At 60.2% G+C, this 21,492-nt stretch carries 18 protein-coding genes, 4 tRNA genes and 1 pseudogene; 14 read left to right on the top strand and 9 right to left on the bottom strand.

Annotation, left to right across the window (positions count from 1 at the left end; genetic code table 11):
- The first annotated feature begins 3 nt into the window (after positions 1–3).
- Positions 4–402, top strand: coding sequence for a type IV pilin protein (locus IB245_RS15420; RefSeq protein WP_008028801.1), 399 nt, complete (start codon positions 4–6; stop codon positions 400–402).
- A 55-nt stretch (positions 403–457) separates the two neighbouring features.
- Complete coding sequence (thiO, locus tag IB245_RS15415; protein ID WP_008037886.1) at positions 458–1,558, top strand: glycine oxidase ThiO; 1,101 nt, start codon at positions 458–460, stop codon at positions 1,556–1,558.
- Positions 1,559–1,682: 124 nt separating this feature from the next.
- Here thiO and IB245_RS15410 read toward each other — a convergent pair whose 3' ends face one another.
- The 4 genes from IB245_RS15410 to IB245_RS15395 form a co-directional block, all read right to left on the bottom strand.
- The gene (locus tag IB245_RS15410; RefSeq protein WP_192227997.1) at positions 1,683–3,014 is read right to left on the bottom strand and encodes a sigma-54-dependent transcriptional regulator; all 1,332 of its coding nucleotides are present in this window, start codon (positions 3,012–3,014) and stop codon (positions 1,683–1,685) included.
- Positions 3,015–3,016: 2 nt separating this feature from the next.
- The gene (locus IB245_RS15405) at positions 3,017–4,606 is read right to left on the bottom strand and encodes a sensor histidine kinase (protein ID WP_192227996.1); all 1,590 of its coding nucleotides are present in this window, start codon (positions 4,604–4,606) and stop codon (positions 3,017–3,019) included.
- Positions 4,596–4,829: a PP0621 family protein gene (locus IB245_RS15400; RefSeq protein ID WP_008028794.1), complete on the bottom strand. Its 234-nt coding sequence runs from the start codon at positions 4,827–4,829 to the stop codon at positions 4,596–4,598. Before IB245_RS15400 ends, IB245_RS15405 begins: the two co-directional genes overlap by 11 nt.
- A gap of 135 nt (positions 4,830–4,964) precedes the next feature.
- On the bottom strand, positions 4,965–5,987 hold the full coding sequence (locus tag IB245_RS15395) for an outer membrane protein assembly factor BamD (RefSeq protein WP_008028792.1): 1,023 nt from the start codon (positions 5,985–5,987) through the stop codon (positions 4,965–4,967).
- Between the two features lie 151 nt (positions 5,988–6,138).
- On the opposite strand from IB245_RS15395, the gene rluD reads away from it, so the two are divergent.
- The 8 genes from rluD to IB245_RS15355 all read left to right on the top strand — a co-directional run bounded on the left by rluD (position 6,139) and on the right by IB245_RS15355 (position 13,012).
- Positions 6,139–7,101 carry a 23S rRNA pseudouridine(1911/1915/1917) synthase RluD gene (gene rluD / locus IB245_RS15390; RefSeq protein ID WP_008028788.1) on the top strand — a complete coding sequence of 321 codons (963 nt, stop codon included), beginning with the start codon at positions 6,139–6,141 and terminating at the stop codon, positions 7,099–7,101.
- Positions 7,098–7,823, top strand: a complete 726-nt coding sequence (pgeF, locus tag IB245_RS15385) for a peptidoglycan editing factor PgeF (protein WP_192227995.1) — start codon at positions 7,098–7,100, stop codon at positions 7,821–7,823. The genes rluD and pgeF overlap by 4 nt, the downstream gene beginning before the upstream one ends.
- Positions 7,824–7,953: 130 nt before the next feature.
- Positions 7,954–10,518, top strand: coding sequence for an ATP-dependent chaperone ClpB (clpB, locus tag IB245_RS15380; protein WP_008037881.1), 2,565 nt, complete (start codon positions 7,954–7,956; stop codon positions 10,516–10,518).
- 300 nt (positions 10,519–10,818) lie between these two features.
- Positions 10,819–10,894 (top strand) — tRNA-Asn (locus IB245_RS15375).
- Between the two features lie 9 nt (positions 10,895–10,903).
- Positions 10,904–10,980, top strand: a tRNA-Pro gene (locus IB245_RS15370).
- 5 nt (positions 10,981–10,985) lie between these two features.
- Positions 10,986–11,061 (top strand) — tRNA-Lys (locus IB245_RS15365).
- Between the two features lie 95 nt (positions 11,062–11,156).
- Positions 11,157–11,233: transfer RNA gene (locus IB245_RS15360), tRNA-Pro, on the top strand.
- A gap of 153 nt (positions 11,234–11,386) precedes the next feature.
- Positions 11,387–13,012, top strand: a complete 1,626-nt coding sequence (locus IB245_RS15355) for a methyl-accepting chemotaxis protein (RefSeq protein ID WP_008037880.1) — start codon at positions 11,387–11,389, stop codon at positions 13,010–13,012.
- Positions 13,013–13,301: 289 nt separating this feature from the next.
- Here the strand turns inward: IB245_RS15355 and IB245_RS15350 are convergent, their stop codons facing one another.
- The 4 genes from IB245_RS15350 to IB245_RS15335 all read right to left on the bottom strand — a co-directional run bounded on the left by IB245_RS15350 (position 13,302) and on the right by IB245_RS15335 (position 16,053).
- On the bottom strand, positions 13,302–14,600 hold the full coding sequence (locus tag IB245_RS15350; protein WP_192227994.1) for an NAD(P)/FAD-dependent oxidoreductase: 1,299 nt from the start codon (positions 14,598–14,600) through the stop codon (positions 13,302–13,304).
- A 60-nt stretch (positions 14,601–14,660) separates the two neighbouring features.
- A complete protein-coding gene (locus IB245_RS15345) occupies positions 14,661–14,834 on the bottom strand; it encodes a DUF3094 domain-containing protein (protein ID WP_032833555.1) in 174 nt (57 codons plus the stop codon).
- A gap of 68 nt (positions 14,835–14,902) precedes the next feature.
- Positions 14,903–15,430, bottom strand: coding sequence for an MOSC domain-containing protein (locus tag IB245_RS15340; protein ID WP_008028728.1), 528 nt, complete (start codon positions 15,428–15,430; stop codon positions 14,903–14,905).
- A complete protein-coding gene (locus IB245_RS15335) occupies positions 15,427–16,053 on the bottom strand; it encodes a DUF1780 domain-containing protein (protein ID WP_032828736.1) in 627 nt (208 codons plus the stop codon). Before IB245_RS15335 ends, IB245_RS15340 begins: the two co-directional genes overlap by 4 nt.
- Before the next feature lie 234 nt (positions 16,054–16,287).
- On the opposite strand from IB245_RS15335, the gene IB245_RS15330 reads away from it, so the two are divergent.
- From IB245_RS15330 to IB245_RS29380, 4 genes and pseudogenes are all read left to right on the top strand, one after another.
- Positions 16,288–17,655, top strand: coding sequence for an aromatic acid/H+ symport family MFS transporter (locus tag IB245_RS15330; RefSeq protein ID WP_192227993.1), 1,368 nt, complete (start codon positions 16,288–16,290; stop codon positions 17,653–17,655).
- The gene (locus IB245_RS15325) at positions 17,652–18,857 is read left to right on the top strand and encodes a benzoate/H(+) symporter BenE family transporter (RefSeq protein WP_192227992.1); all 1,206 of its coding nucleotides are present in this window, start codon (positions 17,652–17,654) and stop codon (positions 18,855–18,857) included. Before IB245_RS15330 ends, IB245_RS15325 begins: the two co-directional genes overlap by 4 nt.
- A 17-nt stretch (positions 18,858–18,874) precedes the next feature.
- Positions 18,875–20,143, top strand: coding sequence for an OprD family porin (locus IB245_RS15320; RefSeq protein ID WP_192227991.1), 1,269 nt, complete (start codon positions 18,875–18,877; stop codon positions 20,141–20,143).
- Positions 20,144–20,385: 242 nt separating this feature from the next.
- Positions 20,386–20,787: pseudogene (locus tag IB245_RS29380) on the top strand (methyl-accepting chemotaxis protein); the annotation flags it as partial.
- Between the two features lie 9 nt (positions 20,788–20,796).
- On the opposite strand, the gene IB245_RS15310 reads toward IB245_RS29380, so the two are convergent.
- Positions 20,797–21,036 (bottom strand): DUF2790 domain-containing protein, encoded by a 240-nt coding sequence (locus IB245_RS15310; RefSeq protein WP_008028718.1) that lies wholly within the window; start codon positions 21,034–21,036, stop codon positions 20,797–20,799.
- Positions 21,037–21,492: the final 456 nt, after the last annotated feature.

The following is a 21,492-nucleotide window of genomic DNA, read 5'->3' as shown; positions in this document are numbered from 1 at the left end:
GGCATGCGCAGATCCAACCGAGGTTTTACCCTTATCGAAATCATGATCGTGATTGCGATCATCGGGATCGTCATCACCATTGGCTACCCGAGCCTCACCGAATACGTGAAAAAGGGCCGCCGGGCTGAAGTGGCCGGGCTGCTCTCCGAGCAGGCGCAGGTTCTTGAACGGTTTTACTCGAAGGGTAATGTTTACACCGGTGCCACCGGCCTGAGCGCCGGCAATGACTATTACACCATCACCCCGACCCTGACCGACCAGACCTTCCTGCTGACCGCTACACGCAAGGCCGGCAGCATGGCGACTGACAAGTGTGGCGATTTCACCATCACCAACACCGGTGTCAGAAGCATGGTCAATGCGACGGCCGGACTGACCACCAAAGATTGCTGGGGTCGCTGAGTTTTTTTTCGGGCGCCTTTTGCGCCTCCTGTCTCTTTAACGGTTGGATCGGAACATGACCATGCAACAGCAAGTGGTGATAGTCGGCGGCGGTGTGATTGGCCTGCTGACAGCGTTCAATCTCGCGTCGCAAGTACAGAGCGTTGTGCTGCTGGACCGTTCGAATGTCGGTCAGGAATCGTCCTGGGCCGGTGGCGGCATCGTTTCGCCGCTCTACCCGTGGCGCTACAGCCCGGCAGTTACCGCGCTGGCCCATTGGTCTCAGGACTTTTATCCACAGCTGGGTGAGCGCCTGTTTGCCGCGACCGGGGTTGATCCCGAAGTGCACACCACCGGCCTGTACTGGCTGGACCTGGACGATGAAGCCGAGGCGCTGGCATGGGCCGAGCGGGAAAACCGTCCGCTGCGGGCTGTGGATATCTCGGCGGCGCACGATGCGGTGCCGGTCCTGGGTGGCGGTTTCACCCGCGCGATCTACATGGCCGACGTGGCCAATGTGCGCAATCCGCGGCTGGTGAAATCCCTCAAGGCTGCCTTGCTGGCGATGCCGAACGTGACGATTCATGAGCAGTGCGAAGTCAGCGGGTTCGTTCGCGAAGGCGAAAAAGTCGTCGGCGTGCAGACTTCGGCGGGCGCGATCCTCGGTGATCAGGTGGTGCTGACGGCGGGTGCCTGGAGCGGTGATTTGCTCAAAAGCCTGGGCCTTGCGTTGCCGGTTGAACCCGTGAAAGGGCAGATGATTCTTTACAAGTGCGCGGCGGACTTCCTGCCGAGCATGGTGCTGGCCAAGGGGCGTTATGCGATTCCTCGCCGGGATGGACACATTCTGATTGGCAGCACGCTGGAACATGAAGGCTTCGACAAGACGCCGACCGGCTCTGCGCTTGAGAGCCTGAAAGCGTCTGCGGTGGAATTGATTCCAGCGCTGGCGGATGCCGAGGTGGTCGGGCATTGGGCGGGGTTGCGACCGGGCTCACCGGAGGGCATTCCCTACATCGGCCGGGTGCCGGGCTTCGAGGGGTTGTGGCTCAACTGCGGGCATTACCGTAACGGGTTGGTGCTGGCGCCGGCGTCGTGCCAGTTGTTTGCGGATGTGATGCTGGGCAGGACGCCGATCATTGATCCGGCGCCGTATGCGCCGGCCGGGCGGATCTAGACGCGAAACATTCGTCGCCTTCCAGAACGCTTTCGCGGGCAAGTCGGGTCGCCGCACCGCTCGCTCCTACAAGATCAACGACGATTGACATCTGTAGGAGCGAGGCTTGCCCGCGAAGGGGCCCTCAATCCAGCCCGAATTTCTTCAACCTGTAACGCATCGACCGAAACGACAAATTCAATCGCTGAGCCGCTGCCGTGCGGTTCCAGCGGGTTTCCTCCAGGGCCTGGAGGATGAGTTTGCGTTCGACGTTTTCCAGATAGTCTTCCAGATTGTCAATCTGCGTCAGGTCCGGCACACCGCTGTCGGCGCTGCAATTGCCTTCGGCCAGTCGCAGGTCGCTGGCTTCGATCTGCTTGTTGTCGCACAGGGTGTGGGCGCGTTCGAGCATGTTCTCCAATTCCCGCACATTGCCCGGAAAGCGATAGCTTTTCAGCGCCTCAAGCGCTTGTGGGTGGAGCTTCGGGGCGGGTTGGCCGCTGGCTGCCGCCAGACGCTTGAGTACATGACCGGCCAATGACTCGATGTCGTCGCGGCGCTCGCGCAAAGGCGGAACCCGCAGTTCGATCACATTCAGCCGGTAGTACAAATCCTGGCGAAAGCGTTCAGCGGCGACTTCAGCGTCGAGGTCTTTGTGGGTGGCGCAGAGGATCCGCACATCGACCACGGTTTCCTGCTGGCCGCCAACGCTGCGAACGGCTTTTTCCTGAATCGCCCGCAGCAGTTTGACCTGCATCGACAGCGGCAAGTCGGCCACTTCGTCGAGGAACAGCGTGCCACCCTGAGCGGCCTGGAACAGCCCGGGCTTGTCTTCGATGGCGCCGCTGAAGCTGCCTTTGCGATGGCCGAAAAACTCGCTTTCCATCAGTTCCGACGGTATCGCGCCGCAATTGACCGGGACAAACGGCTGGTTGGCGCGCGGTCCTTGTTCGTGGATCAGTCGGGCGACCAGTTCCTTGCCGCTGCCGGACTCGCCGCTGATGTAGACCGGCGCCTGACTGCGCGCCAGTTTGTCGATTTGTTTGCGCAGGCTGCGCATGGGCAGCGAGTCGCCCAGCAACCGTCGGTCGATGGCTGCGCCCGGTGCCGGCATGCGCAGGGCGCTGGTGACCAGTTCGCGCAGCCGCGTGAGGTCCACCGGTTTGGTCAGGAAGTCGAAGGCGCCGGCCTTGAGGGCGTTGATCGCCGTTTCGAGGCTGCCGTAGGCGGTAATCATGGCCACCGGCAGGTTTGGGGCGCGTTGCTGGATATGTTGCACCAGTTCAAGACCGGTGCCGTCCGGCAGGCGCATGTCGGTCAGGCACAGGTCGAAGGTCTCACGCTTTAACAGCGCCTGGGCTTCGCCGAGGTTACGGGCGCTGAAGGTGTCGAGTTTCATCCGTCCCAGGGTGATTTCCAGGAGTTCGCGGATATCCGGCTCGTCGTCGACGATCAGGACTTTTTGCCGTGGGCACATGTTCAACTTTGTTTCCGTCCGTGAGCAAAGGTGATGCGAAAGCAGCCGCCATCATGGCGTGGCTTGAAGTCTAGGCGGGCCTGATTGCTTTCGCACAGCTCACGGGACAGATACAGCCCCAGGCCTGTGCCTTGGGCGCTGGTGGTATAGAACGGTTCGAACAAATGCACCTGCTGGTCCGGTGCCACGCCGGGGCCATCGTCCCGAACCTCGATGATCGGCAACTGGCTGTCGGGGTCGACAAACAAATCGAGCCAGACCTGCGCCTGATCGTGGACCTGAGCGCTATGACGCCAGGCGTTGCGCAACAAATTGTCGAGAATCTGGGTGAGCTGGTTCGGGTCCATCAGGGTTTTGAAGTCACCTGAACCGATGCGCAGGTGAATCTGCTGACGATCGAGCGCACTTTCGCGACTGTCGGCAACGAACTGCTCCAGCCACGGCTTCAGATCGAGTCGTTGCGGCACGGTTTGCTGGCGGCGGGACAGTTGCAGGACGTTTTCGATAACCCGATTCATTCGCTGAGAGTGGTCTTGAATAATCTGGGTCAGACGTCGATCCGCGCCGTTCAGTTCCTCCGATTCCTGCAATAGCTGAGCGGCATGACTAATGGCGCCCAAAGGATTGCGAATTTCGTGGGCGATACCGGCCGTCAGGCGACCCAAAGCGGCGAGCTTCAGTTGTTGGGCCTGTTGGGCGATTTGTGCGAGATCTTCAAGGAAGACCAGGGTCTGGTGGTGTGGGCTTTGGGCCAGGGCAATGAAGCTCGGTTGCAGTTCCAGGCCGCTGTTGGCGATTTTCAGGCTCTGGGGGCGCAGCGTCGGATTGTTCTGCCACAGTTGCAGGCGTTCGACCAGAATGGGCGAGCAGTCGTCGATCCGTTGGCCTTCGAGATTGTCTCGGCCCAGTAAGATCAGCGCGCTGTGGTTGGCCAATTGCACCCGCAGTTGGCCGTCGAGCACCAGGATGCCGGTGCGCATGCGTTGCAGGATCAATGCATTGAGGGCTTCGAGGCCCACCACTTCGCTGGCCCGTTGTTCGGCGAGGGTTTCGCTGACTTCCAGGCGCTGGATCAAGCCTTGCACCAGCAACGCCGCGGCAAAGCACAACACACCGAGGGTGCCGGCTTGCAGGTAATCGTTGGGGCTGGCGGGATGGCTGAAACTCAGGAGAAAGCTCAGCCCGACGATGCCGAGCGCGCCCACGGCGGCGATCAGCAGGCCGATGCGGCTTCGCAACAAGGTGTTGCTGATGGCCACCGAGACGATCAGCAAGTTGCCGATGGCGCTGGCGACACCGCCGGCGGCGTAGAACAAGCCACACAGCAGCAGGACATCAATCAGCGCCAGGCCGAACAATTGCGCCGGGCGGCGAGTGTTCTCGAAGAAGACCACCAGCAAGATGTTCAGCACCAGGTACAGCCAGCTGCCACTGCGCAACAGGCTGTCATTGGCGAACGTCAGCAACTGGTTGTCCAGGTTGCTGGAGATCAGCAGCACCAAGGTGATGCCGACGCTTAGGCGGTAGAGGTGATAAAGGCGCAGCAGTCGCTGAGCCTGTTTGCTGCCGGGACTGGACGTCTCAGCGATCACTGGAGCCCGGGCCTTGCTCGAGGTGAGCCTGGCTGCAATACCACTGTTGTTGAAGGCTCAGCGCGCGGTCGCGGGGCAGGTGTACGCCGCAATGGGCGCAGCGGACCATGGGCGCGGCTTCCAGTTCGGCGGGGGACTTGGGCGCAGAAGCCTGGCCCTTGAACTTGCGCCAGAACCATACCGCAGCGGCAATCAGGGCGATCCAGAACAGTAAACGAAGCATGATGAGCTGCTTTATGACGAGTGATTAAGCAGTTTAGCCAAGGACATGACGGGCGCACAGCCTGTTAGTGCTGCAATAAAAATCCGCCATAAAAAAAGGAGCCTCGAAAGGCTCCTTTTTGCACTACCGGTCGTATCAGTCGAACACGCCGAAGGTCATGTAGCTGAACCACGAGCGGTCGCTGTTGTTGCCTTCCGCTTCGTGATTTTCTTCTTCGATCACGTCGCCATTTTCATCTTTAGGCTTGAGATCGTTCGGAATCGCTTCTTTGGCGTCCCGGAATTGTCTCTGCACGTCCTGGTTGGCGCGGGTTTCGCCCGGCGGCAGCGGTGGACGGGATTCGATCAGGCCCAGAGTCGCCTTGCTCAACCACGAACGGTTGTCGGCTTCGTCGACCGATGGCACGAACTGACCGTCTACCAGCGTTGGGTGGTTCGGGTAGTTGAGCTTCAGGGTTTCGAGGCTGGTGGCTGCCAGATCGTCCAGGTGCAGACGCTGGTAGGCTTCAGTCATCACCGCCAGGCCGTCGCCGACCGATGGGGTTTCCTGGAAGTTTTCCACCACGTAACGACCACGGTTCGCGGCAGCGACGTAGGCCTGACGGGTCAGGTAGTAGTCGGCGACGTGAATTTCGTAGGCCGCCAGCAGGTTGCGCAGGTAAATCATGCGCTGCTTGGCGTCCGGCGAGTAGCGGCTGTTCGGGAAGCGGCTGGTCAGTTGGGCGAACTCGTTATAGGAGTCGCGGGCAGCACCCGGGTCACGCTTGGTCATGTCCAGCGGCAGGAAACGCGACAGCAAGCCGACGTCCTGGTCGAAAGAGGTCAGGCCCTTGAGGTAATAGGCGTAGTCCACGTTCGGATGCTGAGGGTGCAAACGAATGAAACGCTCGGCGGCAGACTTCGCAGCCTCAGGCTCGGTGTTCTTGTAGTTGGCGTAGATAAGCTCGAGTTGAGCCTGATCGGCGTAGCGACCGAACGGATAACGCGACTCCAGCGCCTTCAGCTTGGCTGTGGCGGCGGTGTAGCTATTGTTGTCCAGATCTTGCTGAGCCTGCTGGTACAGCTCGACTTCGCTAAGGTTTTCGTCTACGACTTCCTTCGATGAGCAAGCAGCGGTCAATGCGAGGATGGCGATCAGCAGCAGGTGTTTCACTTGCATGGCGGCTTGCGTCCCTATGACGGCCGCTGTCTTGGGCGAGGCCGTCCTGTTATGATGAGCGCCCCGTTGAATAGCCTCGGGGCAAAAGACGCCGTATTTAACCACAAGCGCGCAGCCGAAACCAAAGGCTGTGCCGACGCCTAGTCTGAGCATGTCCGATAAAATTGAACTTCGCGCAGAGGTGCCGTCCGAATTGGGCGGCCAACGCCTCGATCAAGTCGCCGCACAATTATTCGCTGAGCACTCGCGCTCGCGCCTTTCCGCCTGGATCAAAGACGGCCGCCTGACTGTGGATGGGGCGGTTATCCGCCCGCGAGACATCGTTCACGGTGGCGCCATTCTTGAACTGACTGCCGAGCAGGAAGCTCAGGGCGAATGGATCGCTCAAGACATCGAGCTGGACATCGTCTATGAAGACGACGACATCCTGGTGATCAACAAGCCTGCGGGCCTGGTGGTGCACCCGGCTGCCGGTCACGCTGATGGCACCTTGCTCAACGCCTTGCTGCACCACGTGCCGGACATCATCAATGTGCCCCGCGCCGGTATCGTGCATCGCCTGGACAAGGACACCACCGGTCTGATGGTGGTGGCCAAGACCATTCAAGCGCAGACGCAGCTGGTGACACAGTTGCAGAGCCGCAGCGTCAGCCGCATCTACGAGTGCATCGTGATCGGCGTGGTGACGGCGGGCGGCAAGATCAACGCGCCGATCGGTCGTCACGGCCAGCAACGCCAGCGCATGGCCGTGATGGAAGGTGGCAAGCAAGCCGTCAGCCATTACCGTGTGCTTGAGCGTTTCCGCTCCCACACTCACGTGCGGGTGAAGCTGGAAACCGGTCGTACGCACCAGATTCGCGTGCACATGGCGCACATCAACTACCCGTTGGTCGGAGATCCTGCCTACGGCGGTCGTTTCCGTATCCCGCCAGCCGCCAGCCAGACCATGGTCGATTCCTTGAAGACGTTCCCGCGTCAGGCGCTGCATGCGCGGTTCCTGGAGCTGGATCACCCGACTACCGGTAAACGCATGAGCTGGGAATCGCCACTGCCGGACGATTTCGTCTGGTTGCTGACGCTGCTCAAGCAAGACCGCGAGGCGTTCATCGGATGAGTGACTGGCTGATTCCCGACTGGCCTGCGCCTGCCGGGGTGAAAGCCTGCGTCACCACCCGTGCGGGCGGCGTCAGTCTGGCGCCGTTCGACAGCCTCAACCTCGGCGATCACGTCGACGACAGCCCCGAAGCTGTTGCCGAAAACCGCCGTCGCCTCACTGATCATTTCTCCATGCAGCCGGCCTGGTTGAAGCAGGTTCACGGCATCGCCGTGGCTCATGCGGACCCAAGCCTTGTGGCCACCGCCGACGCCAGCTGGACGGCAACGCCCGGCATTGCCTGCGCGGCGATGACGGCTGATTGCCTGCCCGCGTTGTTTTGCGACCGTGCCGGCACTCGCGTCGCTGCGGCCCACGCCGGTTGGCGCGGGTTGGCGGCGGGTGTGCTCGAAGCGACGCTCGATGCGCTGGCCGTGCCCTCGGAAGACGTGCTGGTCTGGCTCGGTCCGGCCATTGGCCCGCAAGCCTTTGAAGTCGGCCCGGAAGTGCGGGCTACCTTCGTCGAGCAATTGCCCGAATCCGCGAAAGCCTTCGTGCCCAGCCAAAACGCTGGCAAATTCATGGCTGACATCTATGAGCTGGCGCGTTTGCGTCTGGCGGCTCGTGGTGTCACTGCTGTTTATGGTGGCGGTTTCTGCACCGTGACCGATCCCCGCTTCTTTTCTTACCGCCGCAGCCCTCGCACCGGTCGGTTTGCCTCCCTTATCTGGCTCGAACGCTAAACTCCTCTGACCTGCGTCAACTGTACGACGCTTGAAACTCCCAGAATCGACCACATCTATAGCGGTATCTGGCAGGTTTCTTCATTCAGGATGTTTTATAGGTCCGGCCTGCTCAAAAGGAAGGTGACCCATGCGTATAGATCGTTTAACCAGCAAATTGCAGTTAGCTCTATCCGACGCCCAATCGCTGGCCGTCGGCCTCGACCATCCCGGTATTGAACCGGCGCATTTGATGCAAGCCATGCTTGAACAGCAGGGTGGTTCGATCAAACCCCTGTTGATGCAGGTCGGTTTTGACGTCAACAGCCTGCGTAAAGAGCTGACCAAAGAGCTCGACCAGCTGCCAAAAATCCAGAACCCGACCGGCGACGTCAACATGTCGCAGGACTTGGCGCGTCTGCTCAACCAGGCGGATCGCCTGGCCCAGCAGAAGGGCGATCAGTTCATTTCCAGTGAGCTGGTGCTGCTCGCCGCCATGGACGAGAACAGCAAACTCGGCAAATTGTTGCTCGGTCAGGGCGTCAGCAAAAAAGCCCTGGAAAACGCGATCAACAACCTGCGTGGTGGCGAAGCGGTCAACGACGCCAACCACGAAGAGTCGCGTCAGGCGCTGGATAAATACACCGTCGACCTGACCAAGCGCGCCGAAGACGGCAAGCTCGATCCGGTAATCGGTCGTGACGACGAAATTCGCCGGACCATTCAGGTGCTGCAACGCCGCACCAAGAACAACCCGGTGCTGATCGGTGAGCCTGGCGTGGGTAAAACCGCCATCGCCGAAGGCCTGGCCCAGCGCATCATCAACGGCGAAGTGCCGGATGGCCTGAAAGGCAAACGCCTGCTGTCCCTGGACATGGGCGCGCTGATTGCCGGTGCAAAGTACCGTGGCGAGTTCGAAGAACGCCTGAAATCCCTGCTCAACGAGCTGTCGAAGCAGGAAGGGCAGATCATTCTGTTCATCGACGAACTGCACACCATGGTCGGCGCCGGTAAAGGCGAAGGCTCGATGGATGCGGGCAACATGCTCAAACCTGCGTTGGCCCGTGGCGAGTTGCACTGCGTCGGCGCGACCACGCTCAACGAGTACCGCCAATATATAGAGAAGGACGCGGCCCTTGAGCGACGCTTCCAGAAAGTGTTGGTGGATGAGCCGAGCGAAGAAGACACCATCGCCATTCTGCGTGGCCTGAAAGAGCGTTATGAAGTTCACCACAAAGTGGCGATCACCGACGGCGCGATCATCGCTGCGGCCAAGCTCAGTCATCGCTACATTACCGATCGTCAGTTGCCGGACAAGGCCATCGACCTGATCGACGAAGCCGCGAGCCGCATCCGCATGGAGATCGACTCCAAGCCGGAAGTGCTGGACCGTCTGGAGCGCCGTCTGATTCAGCTGAAGGTGGAATCCCAGGCGCTGAAGAAAGAGAGCGACGAAGCGGCGATCAAGCGTCTGGAGAAACTCCAGGAAGAAATCGTTCGTCATGAGCGTGAGTATTCGGACCTCGAAGAAATCTGGAACTCGGAAAAAGCCGAAGTCCAGGGTTCTGCGCAGATCCAGCAGAAAATCGAGCAGTCCCGCCAGGAACTGGAAGCCGCACGCCGTAAAGGCGACCTGAACCGCATGGCCGAGCTGCAATACGGGGTGATCCCGGACCTGGAGCGCAGCCTGCAAATGGTCGACCAGCATGGCAAAAGCGAAAACCAGTTGCTGCGCAGCAAGGTGACCGAGGAAGAAATCGCCGAAGTCGTCTCGAAGTGGACCGGTATCCCCGTGTCGAAAATGCTCGAAGGCGAGCGCGACAAGCTGATGAAGATGGAAGGCCTGTTGCACCAGCGTGTGATCGGTCAGGACGAAGCGGTGATCGCGGTTTCCAACGCGGTGCGTCGTTCGCGGGCCGGTTTGTCCGACCCGAATCGTCCGAGCGGTTCGTTCATGTTCCTCGGCCCGACCGGTGTCGGTAAAACCGAGTTGTGCAAGGCGTTGGCCGAGTTCCTCTTTGATACCGAAGAGGCGATGGTGCGGATCGACATGTCCGAGTTCATGGAGAAACATTCCGTGGCCCGGTTGATCGGTGCGCCACCAGGCTACGTAGGGTATGAAGAGGGCGGCTACCTGACCGAGGCGGTGCGTCGCAAGCCTTATTCGGTGATCCTGCTGGATGAGGTCGAGAAGGCCCACCCGGACGTGTTCAACATCTTGCTGCAAGTGCTGGAAGATGGCCGCCTGACCGACAGCCATGGCCGCACGGTGGATTTCAAGAACACCGTGATCGTCATGACCTCCAACCTGGGCTCGGTACAGATCCAGGAACTGGTCGGTGATCGTGAGGCTCAGCGCGCAGCGGTGATGGATGCGATTTCCACGCACTTCCGGCCGGAGTTCATCAACCGGGTCGACGAAGTGGTGATCTTCGAGCCATTGGCGCGGGATCAGATCGCGGGCATCACCGAGATCCAGTTGGGTCGTCTGCGCAGTCGCCTGACTGAGCGCGAACTGAAACTGGAACTCAGCCCTGAGGCCATGGACAAGCTGATCGCGGTTGGCTACGACCCGGTATACGGCGCACGGCCACTGAAACGTGCGATTCAGCGCTGGATCGAAAACCCGCTGGCGCAGCTGATTTTGTCGGGTCGTTTCATGCCCGGCGATACCGCCAAGGGTGTGGTGGAAAACGACGAAATCGTCTTCGCCTGATCCGCGTTAGCAACAAAACTGAAGAGGCCTCGCATTGCGAGGCCTTTTTTTCGTCAGGTTGTTGAACTCAAAGGAAAAGGCTTGTAAAGTGCGCCCCGCAGTAAGTCACCCGGAAGGGTTTCTGCTCCCCAAGCAGGAATCTGAAATAAGTTGCAAATCATTAACTTGAATGCAATTTAGGGGGTTGACAGAGGTGCTTAAGATTGTAGAATAGCGCGCCTCAGACACACGAACGCAGCGATGCGAACGGGTCGAAGAGAACGCAGTAAAGCTTCACCGTTGTAAATTGAAATATGTAGTTCCGTGATAGCTCAGTCGGTAGAGCAAATGACTGTTAATCATTGGGTCCCAGGTTCGAGTCCTGGTCACGGAGCCAATTTCAAACCGGGGTATAGCGCAGTCCGGTAGCGCGCCTGCTTTGGGAGCAGGATGTCAGGAGTTCGAATCCCCTTACCCCGACCATTTTTGGGTCGTTAGCTCAGTTGGTAGAGCAGTTGGCTTTTAACCAATTGGTCGTAGGTTCGAATCCCACACGACCCACCATTTTTGAAACCAGTTAACGCTGGAATCGAATCTTAAGATCAGACGCCAAAAGCTCTGCTCGCAGAAGGCGCCTTTTAAAGGTGCCTTTTTTTTACCGGGGTATAGCGCAGTCCGGTAGCGCGCCTGCTTTGGGAGCAGGATGTCAGGAGTTCGAATCCCCTTACCCCGACCATATTAAAAATCCTCGTATCGAAAGATACGGGGATTTTTTTTTGCCTTTGAAAAAGCCGAATCCTTTCAAGTCATCGTACAACTAGCCGATAACGAGCTGTCGGGGCGCACTCGCGACCTCCCATTCAGGCCAACAACAAGAAAGGCACTCGTTATGTTTCTTCGTCAGCTGAATATTGCCCCTCGTGCTGCGCTGGGTTTTGCCTTGATTGCCGTGCTGGTGGCGTTGCTTGGAATATTTGCCCTGGGGCAGATGTCGAGCATTCGCGAGAGCGAGGTGGCGGTGGAGAAGCAATGGCTGCCGAGCATCCGTGGTGGCGACGAGATCCGCGAGCTGATGCTGCGCATCCGTACCATTTCCTTGCGCATGGCACTGGATCAAGACCCAAAGAACATTCCAACCTACCGCGGCCAGATGGACACCCGCGACAAGGAACTGAGCGAGAAGATTGCGGCTTACGACAAGTTGGTCGACACCGCTGAAGGCCAGGCCTTGTACGACCAGTTCAAAACCACCTTCGCCGCCTATCGCACCGGCATTGCCCAGTCGTTCACCCTGGCCGAGCAAGGTCGCCGTGACGAGCTGACCAAACTGCTGTTGATCGACATGAAAACCGTGGTCGATGGTTCCGGCAAGCAGCTCAATGACCTGGCGGAACTGTTCGCCAAACAGGTCGCCGTTGAAAGCCAGAAATCCGCAGCGCACTACGAAACCTCGCGGTCCATCGTCAGCCTGTTCATCGCACTCGCGGCGCTGGCGACCGTCGGCCTGGCGATGTTGCTGACTCGCAGTATCGTCCGTCCGCTGAACGAAGCCCTGAGTGCGGCGGAAAGCGTGGCGCAGGGCGATTTGACCCGACCTATCGCGACCCATGGCAACGACGAAGTGAGCCGTTTGCTCAAGGCGCTGGCGACCATGCAGCAGAACCTGCGGGAAACCCTGCAAGCCATCAGTGGCTCGGCGACGCAGCTGGCCACGGCGGCGGATGAGCTGAACGCCGTCACCCTGGATAGCACCCAGGGCCTGCAACAACAGAACAACGAGATTGAGCAAGCCGCCACGGCGGTCAACGAAATGACCTCCGCCGTCGAAGAAGTTGCGCGCAACGCAGTGTCGACCTCCGATGCCACTCGCCAGTCCAGCGAGTCGGCGCATCTGGGGCAGGAGCGGGTCAGCGAAACCGCGAGTGCTATCAGCGACCTGGCCAATGATGTGCAGCACACCGGTGAGTTGGTGCAATCGCTGGCCAATCAGTCCCAGGACATCGGCAAGGTGCTGGATGTGATTCGGGCCATTGCCGAGCAAACCAATCTGTTGGCGCTCAACGCTGCGATTGAAGCGGCGCGTGCGGGTGAAAGCGGGCGCGGTTTTGCGGTGGTGGCCGATGAGGTGCGTGCACTGGCGCATCGCACCCAGCAATCGACCCAGGAAATCGAGCAAATGGTCCAGGGCATGCGCAATGGTTCGAGCCTGGCGCTGGACTCGATGAATGCCAGCGCTTCCCGTGCTGCCGAAACTCTGGTGATGGCGAAGCGGGCGGGTGACGCATTGCAGACGATCACTGCCTCGGTTCACGAAATCCACGAGCGCAACCTGGTGATTGCCAGTGCAGCGGAAGAGCAGGCTCAAGTGGCCCGGGAAGTGGATCGCAATCTGGTGAACATTCGTGATCTGTCGGTGCGTTCCGCTACCGGCGCGGATCAGACCAGTGCCTCCAGCCATGAGCTATCGAAACTGGCCAATGCGTTGCAGGGGATGGTGCAGCGTTTTCGGGTGTAAAACCGCCAGACGAAAAAAGCCGCACCTCTCGGTGGAGAAGCGCGCCCGGGTGCCTTGTTCGGATGTGGCCATTTAACGGGCGAGGTGTATCGCTGCTGTGTCGCGCAAGGGGGAGTTTGTAAGCGAAGGGGGAAAATCGCGGGGGGAGGTACAGTAAGACACGGATCTCCAAATCAGTGGAGATCAAATGTGGGAGCGAGCCTGCTCGCGATAGCGGTGTGTCAGCCAACTCATGTGGTGACTGACACACCGCTATCGCGAGCAGGCTCGCTCCCACAGGGGATGGTTATTAGTGCAGCTTGAGGCGCGGCTCAGTTCCGCGGCCAATCTTGCTGCCCAGCATCAACATCGCCGTGCGGAACGCGCCATACAGCGCCATCTGGTGCATGCGGTACAGCGACACATAAAACATCCGCGCCAGCCAACCCTCAAGCATCACGCTGCCAGTCAGGTTGCCCATCAAGTTACCCACAGCCGAAAAACGCGACAGCGAAATCAACGAGCCGTAGTCGGTGTACTTGTACACAGGCAAAGCCTTGCCTTCGATCCGCAGCTTCAGCGATTTGGCCAGCAACGACGCCTGCTGATGTGCCGCCTGGGCGCGCGGCGGCACATTGCGATCGGTGCCCGGTTGCGGGCAGGCCGCGCAGTCACCGAAGGCGAAGATGTTTTCGTCGCGGGTGGTTTGCAGGGTCGGCAGCACTTGCAGTTGGTTGATGCGGTTGGTTTCCAGACCGTCGATGTCCTTTAGGAAACCCGGCGCACGAATCCCGGCGGCCCAGACTTTCAGGCTGGCGTTGATCACTTTGCCGTCGGCGGTGATCAGGCTGTCGGCGGTCACTTCGCTAACGGCCGCGTTGGTCATGACATTGACCCCGAGTTTCTCCAGGGTTTTATGCACAGGCCCGCCAATGCGTTCCGGCAATGCTGGCAGCACCCGTGGACCGGCTTCGATCAAGGTGATGTGCATGTTCTCCGGTTTGATCCGGTCCAGACCGTAAGCCGCCAGTTCATGCGCGGCGTTGTGCAGTTCGGCGGCCAGCTCGACGCCCGTGGCGCCAGCGCCGACGATGGCCACGCTGATCCGCTGCACCACGTCCGTCTGCCCGGCGTGCGCGCGCAAATAATGGTTGAGCAGTTGCTGGTGGAAACGCTCGGCCTGTTTGCGCGTGTCGAGGAACAGGCAATGCTGCGCCGCGCCCTGGGTGCCGAAATCGTTGGTGGTGCTGCCGACGGCGATTACCAGCGAGTCGTACGGCACTTCACGCGCCGGCACCAGTTCCAGACCGGCTTCGTCATAGGTGGCGGCCAGCTGGATTTTCTTCTGTGCCCGATCAAGCCCGCTCATGCGCCCCAGCTGGAACTCGAAGTGGTTCCATTTTGCCTGGGCAACATAGTTGAGTTCGTCTTCGGAGGAGTTCAGGGAACCGGCCGCCACTTCATGCAACAGCGGTTTCCAGATGTGGGTCAGGTTCGCGTCGACCAGCATCACACTGGCCGTGCCGCGCTTGCCCAGAGTCTTACCCAGACGGGTAGCCAACTCCAGACCGCCGGCGCCGCCGCCAACGATGACAATACGATGAGTCATGGGGATATCTCGCAAGGCTAAAAGAAATCGGTGCAATTACCCGAGCGAGCGCGATGCAGCTCATAGCGTCAGGTAACTGATAAATCGGCTCAACAGGCCCAGGCCAATAGTCACTGCCAGCACCACCACCAGGAGCATCCACGGCCGGAAAGGCCGGCGCTCGACTTGGTGCTGGGACAGGTGCAGGTACTCTTCGACATGCTTTTGGTCGTCGGGGTTCAGGCGGCTGGTCATATCGGGCCTCGTCAGGGGTAGACGTTGCTGAATGTGGGGAAGCTACATGCGGGCGGCGGCGTAACACATCAGCCCGCATTGAACGGAGCATAGCCGCTCGCTGGAACAGGCTCGACGCTGACCGTATCGTCCAGGCGAATGATTCCACTTTGTAACACTCGGGCGGTGATTCCGCCATGTCCGCGAACGGCCTGAAAGGTGCCAGGGCCGAGGTTGTTTTGCAGGCGCGCGCAGGGCTGACACCAACCGGTGGTTTCGAAAATCGCCTGGCCGATTTTGAAACGGCGACCCTTGAGGCTGAACAGGTTGATCCCACTGATAACGAGGTTGCGCCGCAAATCATTAGGCAACAGCGGATTATCTTCCGAGCGGCCCATCAGCGAGTTGATCACCGCCAGATGCTCCCACTGAATCAGCGTCACCTGCCGCGCATTGCGCACACCGGGGCGGGCGCGATCGCCGGTCAGCCCGGCCTCGAGTCGCGCCTCCACGGCCTCCAGTTCGATCATCGGCACGTGTGGCTGCGGGCGCACGCCGATCCAGCGTACGCGGCCGGTTTGCGGGACTTCAGCGATCAGTTCCTGCAATGGACTCACAGGCTGATCCCGACATCGAAGACGATGCTGCGACCGAGGTTGCTGCGCAGGAAATCCGGGGCGTCGGGATGCGCAAATAAAACACGGGCGAAGGTCGGCCCCACCAGCGACAACGAGCGCCAACCCTGGCGCAAGTATTCGGTGGGCGGCGGGAAATGGCTATTGAGGTCGAGCACTTCGCGCTTGAGGCTGGCGAAGGCAATGATGTCCAACTCGCCCAGGTCCATGCCGCGCTCTTTGTAGTTGTGCGCTTTTTTGCGCAAGGTCGGTGCCAGTCTCAGCAGGAATTCATTGGCCGGAATGCGCCTGGGTTTGGCTTCGCGACGCACCAGCGAACTCAGCGAAAACGCACTGCGTCGGCGTTGCAGTTCATCGCGCCACTCATCGTTGAGACGCCGGCCTTCGTCGAGCACGAAAAACACTTCGAAATTCGCCTCGCGAAACAGCACGTCCGGCGGCTCCCCGGCGGGCGCGAATTCGTCGGTGCGGTAAGGAATGTTCAGCCCTTGCAGCAGGCGCTGGCACACCCAACGCTCACGCTCCCATTTGCGGGCATTGGAAAGAAACGCGTTGGCTTGCTCGGCCGCAATGGTCAGCAGGCGTAAGTAATCTGAGTCATCCATAGGCCCAAGCTTAGCGTTCAAATGCGTTCGCAAAGAAGACAGTTTGTCGGAGAAGAGCAAAAGCCTGTCACGCCATTGCCCCATCCCGCGCCTGTTTCAGGGCCCTGCACAAAACGGATAGCGATCTGCGCAAAGCGGATATTGCCCCGCGCCTGGCAGCTTTACCCTCGGCTTTACGGGACGTTAGCCGCTTTACCGACGTTCTGAATAAAACAACAACAAGAGATGAATGCCATGCGCAAGATCGACGTACATGAGGTTATCGACAACGCTCGATTCAACCGCTTCCACTGGATGGTGCTGTTCTGGTGTGCCCTGATCATCATTTTCGACGGTTACGATCTGGTGATTTACGGCGTGGTGTTGCCGATGCTGATGAAGGAGTGGGGGCTCAGTCCCTTGCAGGCCGGCGCGCTGGGAAGTTACGCATTGTTTGGAATGATGTTCGGCGCGCTGTTTTTCGGCCCGCTCTCGGACAAGATCGGCCGCAAGAAAGCCATCACCATCTGTGTGATGCTCTTCAGCGGTTTTACCGTGCTCAACGGTTTTGCCCGCAACCCCACCGAGTTCGGCCTGTGCCGGTTCATCGCCGGCCTGGGCATTGGCGGGGTGATGCCCAACGTCGTGGCGCTGATGAACGAGTACGCGCCGAAGAAAATCCGCAGCACGCTGGTGGCGATCATGTTCAGCGGCTACTCCGTGGGCGGCATGCTCTCGGCGGGACTGGGCATCGTGCTGATCCCGAGCTTCGGCTGGCAGTCGGTGTTTTACGTCGCGGTGCTGCCGTTGGTGTTGTTGCCGCTGATCATGTACTTCCTGCCCGAGTCGGTGGGTTTCATGCTGCGTCAGGGGCGCAATGAAGAGGCGCGGGCCATTCTTCAACGGGTCGATCCGGGGTACGTCGCGCAGTCCGGCGATCAACTGCACATGAGCGAAGTGAAGGGCACCGGCACCCCCGTGCTGCAACTGTTTCGCGAGGGGCGCGCACTGCGCACGCTGATGTTGTGGCTGGCGTTTTTCTGCTGCTTGCTGATGGTTTACGCCTTGAGTTCCTGGCTGCCGAAACTGATGGCCAACGCCGGTTACAGCCTGGGTTCGAGCCTGTCGTTCCTGCTGGTGCTCAACTTCGGCGCCATTTTCGGTGCGGTCGGTGGCGGCGTGCTGGGTGACAAACTGAATCTGCCGCGGGTGTTGGCGGTGTTCTTCGCCGTGGCCGCCGTGTCGATCACCTTGCTCGGTTTCAACAGCCCGATGCCGCTGCTGTACCTGCTGATCGCCATCGCCGGCGCCACCACCATCGGCTCGCAGATTCTGTTGTACGCCTGCGCCGCGCAGTTCTACTCCATGACCATTCGCTCGACCGGTCTGGGCTGGGCCTCGGGCATCGGACGCAACGGTGCGATTGTCGGGCCGCTGCTGGGTGGTGCCTTGCTCGGGATCAGCCTGCCGCTGCAACTCAACTTCATGGCGTTTGCCTTGCCCGGCGCGGTGGCCGCGATTGCCATGACCGTGTTTGCGATCAGCAGTCAGCGCAGTCACAGGCAAGCGCTGTCGGGCCTGCGCAACGGTTCGCCAGACGGGTCTGTCGGCGAAGCTTCATGAAAACGTTTGTCCGGGATTTTTCCCTGTCGGCGGCCGTCGCCGGATTTATCGCCACGGTGATTTCCTATGCCGGCCCGTTGGTGATTATTTTCCAGGCGGCCGAGACCGCACACCTGTCGCGGGAAGTGTTGTCGTCGTGGGTCTGGGCGATTTCCATCGGCAGTGCGGTGCTCGGCATCGGTTTGAGCCTGCGTTACCGCGTGCCGGTGATCATCGCGTGGTCGGCGCCGGGCTCGGCATTGTTGGTGGCGCTGTTGCCGGGGATCTCGATGCCGGAGGCGGTGGGCGCGTACCTGGTCAGCAGCCTGATCATTTTCCTGGTCGGGGTGTCGGGGGCGTTTGACCGGATCATCGGCAAACTGCCGGCGGCTGTTGCGGCGGCGATGCTGGCGGGGATTCTGTTCAGTTTCGGCACCGGGTTGTTTGTCTCGTTGCAGGGCAAACCGTTGCTGGTGCTGGCGATGTTTGCCACGTACCTGATCTGCAAACGGCTGATGCCACGTTATGCGGTGGTGATGGTGTTGCTGGTGGGCTGCTCGATGGCGTTTCTCGGTGGTGATTTGCACAGCGAAGCGCTGGTGATCGGGTTGGCCACGCCGGTGTGGATCACGCCTGTGTTCAGCCTGAGCGCGACGCTGAACATTGCCTTGCCGCTGGTGATGGTGGCGCTGACCGGCCAGTTCGTGCCCGGCATGGCAGTGCTGCGGGCCAGCGGTTACGCGACGCCGTCCGGCCCGATCATCGCCAGCAGTGCGTTGGGCACGGCGCTGTTGGCACCGTTCGGTTGCCACGGGCTGAATCTGGCCGCGATCACCGCAGCCATTTGTACCAGTCGCGAGGCCCATGAAAACCCCGGCAAGCGCTACGTGGCCGGGGTGGTCGGCGGGCTGTGTTACCTGCTGCTGGGCATCTTCGGCGCCACCCTGGTTTCGCTGTTTTCGGCGTTCCCCAAAGAGCTGATCGCGGCGTTGGCCGGGCTGGCGCTGTTCGCCGCGATTGCCGGGGCGCTGGCCGGCGCAATGGCGGTGCCGACAGATCGCGAAGCCGCGCTGGTGACCTTTCTCACCACCGCTTCGGGCATGTCGTTGTTGGGTTTGTCCGCGGCTTTTTGGGGACTGATTTTCGGCATGGTCACCCATGTGTTGTTAAACGCCCGTCGCGAAAGCGCGGCGGCTGAAGCACTTCCAACTGTCGATCAATAAAAATAAGAGAAAAAACGATGAAACAGATTCTTCCAACAACCGGTTCCGTGTTGTCCATGGCGCTCGTCTCGGGTTTCTCCACCGGTGCGATGGCGGCTGAGGGCGGCTTTATCGAAGACACCACGGCCACCTTGCAGGCACGCAATTACTACTTCAGCCGGGACTTCTCCGACATCGTCGGGGCGAACAAACAATCGAAGGCCGAAGAGTGGGCGCAGGGCTTCATCCTTAACGTCAAATCCGGCTACACCCAGGGCCCTGTCGGGTTTGGTGTGGATGTGATTGGCCTGCTCGGCCTGAAACTCGACAGCAGCCCGGATCGGGTCAATACCGGTTTGCTGCCGGTCAAGGATGACGGGCGCGCGGCAGATGATTACAGCCGTCTCGAAGCTGCGCTGAAGGTGCGTTACTCCAAAACCGAGCTGAAGGTCGGGGAGTTGCAACCCAACCTGCCAGTGCTGGCGTTCAGTGATATCCGCCTGCTGCCGCCCAGTTATCAAGGTGCAAGCATCAGCTCCAGTGAGATCAATGGCCTGACCTTGCAAGGCGGTCACTTGAACACGACCAGCCTGCGCAACGAGGCGGGCGACGAGAAAATGCAGGCCATGCTCGGCCATGTGCCGCAGCGCCAGGTCAGCAGTGATGGCTTCAACTTTGCCGGCGCCGATTACGCCTTCAACGATAAACGCAGCTCGGTCAGCGCCTGGTTCGGGCAACTGGAAGATATCTACAACCAGCGCTTTCTCGGTCTCAAGCACAGCCAGCCGATGGGCGACTGGACCTTGGGCGCCAACCTTGGTTATTACGATTCGCGCGAGGATGGCAAAAAGCTGCTGGGCAACATTGATAACCAGGCGTTCTTCTCGCTGTTGTCGGCCAAGCGCGGTGGTCACACGTTTTATGTCGGTTATCAGGGGATGTTCGGTGACAGCGCATTCCCGCGTGTCTTCGCCAACATCTCGCCGCTGGGCAACGAGGTGCCGACCTACGAGTTTGCCTTTACCGACGAACGCTCCTGGCAGGCGCGTTACGACTACGACTTCGCCGCCCTCGGTGTGCCGGGGCTGACCAGCACCGTGCGTTACATTTCCGGTAATAACGTCGACACAGGGCAAGGGTTCGAGGGCAAGGATCGCGAGCGTGATCTCGACCTCGGCTACGTGCTGCAAAACGGTAGCCTCAAAGGCCTCGGGATCCGGGTGCGCAACGTGATGGCCCGTTCCAACTACCGCAGTGACATCGACGAAAACCGCCTGATCCTCAGTTACACCTGGACGCTGCTATGACCATTGAAAAAGAACAACCGCCTTACAACATCGGCTTGCAGGTCAAGCTGGAGCAATTGACCGAGTCGGTGCTGCAAACCGAGGAAGACATGCGCTTTGCCAATCAACTGGCGCGCACGGCCGGCGATCGGGTCAAGGCGAGTGCGCAGAGCATGCAATCTTCGGCCAGTGTGTTGGAGGACCTGAACCTCTACATGCAGCGTCTGGATCAGGTGTTCGATGAACTCGGCAGTCAGTCGATGCGCATCGGTGCGATTGTCGGCAGCATTCAGGACATCGCCCGTCAGACCAATTTGCTGGCGCTCAACGCGGCAATCGAGGCGGCGAGGGCGGGCAGTCATGGCCGAGGGTTTGCGGTGGTCGCCGATGAGGTGCGCAATCTCTCGCGTCAGGCCGCGGACTCCAGTGCGCAGATCCGGCAAATCGCCACGGGGCTGGAGCAGTCGGCGGAGCATGCACGCCAGGGGATTCAGCAGTTATCCGGCTCCACCCGTCTGGGGCTGGAAAAGGCTGGAGTGGCTTTGCATTCGATGGGGGAATTGCAAAGCGGTGCGGTGGCCAGGGTCGAGGTGGTCGAACGGATCATGGCGCGTTTGGCTGGCCTGCATGATTTGGCGTTGCAGGCGAAACGGCTGATCGTGTGATGCCTGGTTTTACAGGTTGCTTGTGCAGTTGCCCATGACTTGGTAGGTCACGCGATGGGTCTGGCCCTGATGGTCGATGTAGACCATGGTTGCGGGCACGACGTCGCACGCGGTTGCGGTGTCGGTGACGGAAACCACCTTGGCGATGTCCAGCGGCTGCGCCGGGTCGTACGGGGTGGCGGCGGGCTCGCTGGCGGCCATGGCTGAGGTGGCGATCAAGGTCAGAAACAGGGTGCTCAGGGTTTTCATTTTTGTGTGCTCGGTGTTGGTTTTGATGCTTGAAGTTTAGTCCTTGGTGGTGATGGATAAAGGGGGCTGGGGCTGATTCAGCTTTGCAGGAAACGTAACAATGGGGGGGCATATCCGTTTCTGTGGTTATGGCGGCTATTGGTTTCGCCCTTACGGCGAGTCACTTTCGAAAAGCGCGAAAGTAACCAAAGCGCTCTTGCCCCTTTCGTTCGGTGCCTCGCTAATGCTCGCCATGCCCTCGCTCCGGTCCTGCTCCGTGGGCCCGCCGCGATCGGCCATCCCTGGCCGTGCGCGGCTAACCCGGCATCCATGCCGGGTTGCCCACTGCGCAGAACCTGCGCTCGGCCTCTCGAGGGGGCGACTACCGCCACAGCCGCCGAGGCGGCCTGAAAGCCGACCTGGCTCTTCGGTCGTGCACGTGCTCTCGCATTGTGGTGGCCGCACTAATTTCGGACA

Origin of the sequence: Pseudomonas sp. PDM02, from assembly GCF_014852285.1 — a bacterium.
Classification (GTDB): domain Bacteria; phylum Pseudomonadota; class Gammaproteobacteria; order Pseudomonadales; family Pseudomonadaceae; genus Aquipseudomonas; species Aquipseudomonas migulae.
This window is presented reverse-complemented; position numbering and strand designations above follow the sequence as displayed.

Bases quoted from the DNA above. Each gene is read 5' to 3' on its own strand.
- IB245_RS15345 (WP_032833555.1), bottom strand. From the start codon at position 14,834: ATGACCAGCCGCCTGAACCCCGACGACCAAAAGCATGTCGAAGAGTAC.
- IB245_RS15400 (WP_008028794.1), bottom strand. From the start codon at position 4,829: ATGCTTCGTTTACTGTTCTGGATCGCCCTGATTGCCGCTGCGGTATGG.
- rluD (WP_008028788.1), top strand. From the start codon at position 6,139: ATGTCCGATAAAATTGAACTTCGCGCAGAGGTGCCGTCCGAATTGGGC.
- IB245_RS15420 (WP_008028801.1), top strand. From the start codon at position 4: ATGCGCAGATCCAACCGAGGTTTTACCCTTATCGAAATCATGATCGTG.
- IB245_RS15355 (WP_008037880.1), top strand. From the start codon at position 11,387: ATGTTTCTTCGTCAGCTGAATATTGCCCCTCGTGCTGCGCTGGGTTTT.
- IB245_RS15325 (WP_192227992.1), top strand. From the start codon at position 17,652: ATGAAAACGTTTGTCCGGGATTTTTCCCTGTCGGCGGCCGTCGCCGGA.
- IB245_RS15320 (WP_192227991.1), top strand. From the start codon at position 18,875: ATGAAACAGATTCTTCCAACAACCGGTTCCGTGTTGTCCATGGCGCTC.
- IB245_RS15310 (WP_008028718.1), bottom strand. From the start codon at position 21,036: ATGAAAACCCTGAGCACCCTGTTTCTGACCTTGATCGCCACCTCAGCC.
- IB245_RS15330 (WP_192227993.1), top strand. From the start codon at position 16,288: ATGCGCAAGATCGACGTACATGAGGTTATCGACAACGCTCGATTCAAC.
- IB245_RS15410 (WP_192227997.1), bottom strand. From the start codon at position 3,014: ATGTGCCCACGGCAAAAAGTCCTGATCGTCGACGACGAGCCGGATATC.
- thiO (WP_008037886.1), top strand. From the start codon at position 458: ATGACCATGCAACAGCAAGTGGTGATAGTCGGCGGCGGTGTGATTGGC.
- IB245_RS15335 (WP_032828736.1), bottom strand. From the start codon at position 16,053: ATGGATGACTCAGATTACTTACGCCTGCTGACCATTGCGGCCGAGCAA.
- IB245_RS15395 (WP_008028792.1), bottom strand. From the start codon at position 5,987: ATGCAAGTGAAACACCTGCTGCTGATCGCCATCCTCGCATTGACCGCT.
- IB245_RS15350 (WP_192227994.1), bottom strand. From the start codon at position 14,600: ATGACTCATCGTATTGTCATCGTTGGCGGCGGCGCCGGCGGTCTGGAG.
- pgeF (WP_192227995.1), top strand. From the start codon at position 7,098: ATGAGTGACTGGCTGATTCCCGACTGGCCTGCGCCTGCCGGGGTGAAA.
- clpB (WP_008037881.1), top strand. From the start codon at position 7,954: ATGCGTATAGATCGTTTAACCAGCAAATTGCAGTTAGCTCTATCCGAC.